Origin of the sequence: Polynucleobacter alcilacus, assembly GCF_018881545.1 — a bacterium.
GTDB classification, from domain to species: Bacteria; Pseudomonadota; Gammaproteobacteria; order Burkholderiales; family Burkholderiaceae; genus Polynucleobacter; species Polynucleobacter alcilacus.
This window is the reverse complement of sequence record NZ_JACVQD010000009.1, coordinates 1-1,056: the sequence shown is the minus strand read 5'-3', so window position 1 is coordinate 1,056 and position 1,056 is coordinate 1. Positions and strand designations below refer to the sequence as shown.

Below are 1,056 nucleotides of genomic sequence, written 5' to 3'. Positions count from 1 at the left end.
GACGATGACCTAACCAGCTAATCGGCTCGTACTTACCAGAGACAGTCAGAACTAAGTCACCAACTTGAAGATCTTCAACGGCTACAGGGCCGCGATCAGTTGTGATGTGGGTGCCTTTGGCGTAGCAGACTAAGACATCGTTGCCATCGAAGTTATTCTTATGGTTAGTTGAGTTTGGTCTATACCCCTCATATGAACTTGCGGCTACAAGATTGGGTGTAGTATCGAAACCGTTGCTACTGCTTACTACATTATTATCAGTTTTCCAAACTAAGTTGAAGTTATAGTCACCATCAACTAAGTTAAGCGTATACCCTGAGGTGGCATTTCCAGCTAACGTAGCAGTAGAATCTACTGTTGAGCTACCGGCATCATTATAGTAAAAAGTGTGAGTTGGTACATTTACAACAGTGTTGTTACTGCCTGTAATGTACGAGTAAGCAGGAGTTTTTATTACCAATCCAGTCAAATAATTTGAAATATTTGGGGAAGAAACTACAGCATCGTTATTACTTGCAAAGTTAAATAGGCCAGAATCCATAGTAAAACTTCCCGTAGAATAACCGCCCCCAGCCATTAGATCTCCGAGCCCATCAGCCCCGCCGAGTTTATAAGTTGTTGTTGTCATTTTGACTCCCAGTGAGTATGTTTAATGTCAAAGAACGAGGGGTTTACTGCCCCAAGACCAAATAACTAAAGATTTGTTTACTTTGTAAATTGTATGGGTCAATTATTTAGGTTATTGATGTAAAAAAGAACTTATGTTGGTACCAAAATAACTGCTTAAGGCATACTATTTTTTAAGTAGTAATATTACTAATAACAACTAGAAAAAAAGTACTTATCTACTATTAAAGTAATGCGCAGTTATCAATACCTTAAAAAATTGATGCCATAACTTGTGCAAACCTCGAATCAAGCCTAACAAAAAACCACCAGACTAAACTCTTCTGGTGGTTCTTGATACTACTGCTGCTGACCTTGCTGCCTGTACTACCTTCGTTACCATTACTGTAGTCAAGCAACAACGGTCATTAGCAAATCCATTGCTTAAGC

At 39.0% G+C, this 1,056-nt stretch carries 1 protein-coding gene; it reads right to left on the bottom strand.

All coding sequences use genetic code 11. From position 1 onward, the window contains the following. Nucleotides 1–628, bottom strand: a 628-nt coding sequence (locus tag ICN45_RS10350) for a Hint domain-containing protein (RefSeq protein WP_216175728.1), incomplete at its 3' end; no start/stop codon positions are given. Between the last annotated feature and the right edge of the window lie 428 nt (nucleotides 629–1,056).